Source organism: Paenibacillus allorhizoplanae (genome assembly GCF_927798215.1).
GTDB lineage: Bacteria > Bacillota > Bacilli > Paenibacillales > NBRC-103111 > Paenibacillus_E > Paenibacillus_E allorhizoplanae.
Genome location: NZ_CAKMMW010000072.1, coordinates 1 through 423 on the forward strand (window position 1 = coordinate 1; position 423 = coordinate 423).

Annotated in this window: 2 tRNA genes and 1 rRNA gene; all 3 read left to right on the forward strand. The window is 50.6% G+C overall.

Annotation, left to right across the window (positions count from 1 at the left end):
* Positions 1–99, forward strand: a 5S ribosomal RNA gene (gene rrf / locus L6I86_RS35550); the annotation flags it as partial.
* Between the two features lie 76 nt (positions 100–175).
* A tRNA-Ile gene (locus tag L6I86_RS35555) sits at positions 176–252 on the forward strand.
* Between the two features lie 29 nt (positions 253–281).
* Positions 282–357, forward strand: a tRNA-Ala gene (locus tag L6I86_RS35560).
* Positions 358–423 lie beyond the last annotated feature (66 nt).

A 423-nucleotide genomic window follows, 5' to 3' on the forward strand; every position in this document is an offset into this window, starting at 1 on the left:
AGGGATCCACGCGTTCCCATCTCGAACACGACCGTTAAGCCTTCCAGCGTCGATGGTACTTGAACCGCAGGGTTCTGGGAGAGTAGAACGTTGCCAAGCGATACCCATGGCAAGCTTTCGGAGAAAGCTTCGAAAGCTTGTAGGTGGGTTTTTATTATGGAAAGTTTCCCTATACGGGCCCTTAGCTCAGCTGGTTAGAGCGCACCCCTGATAAGGGTGAGGTCGGTGGTTCGAGTCCACTAGGGCCCACCATTTAACTTCATAAGAAGTTTCCCATTTACGGGGCCATAGCTCAGCTGGGAGAGCGCCTGCCTTGCAAGCAGGAGGTCAGCGGTTCGATCCCGCTTGGCTCCACCAAAACACATTTTAAGACAGGAATTTCCAAGAAATTTCGACTTGAAATGCAGTAATGAGATGTGATAA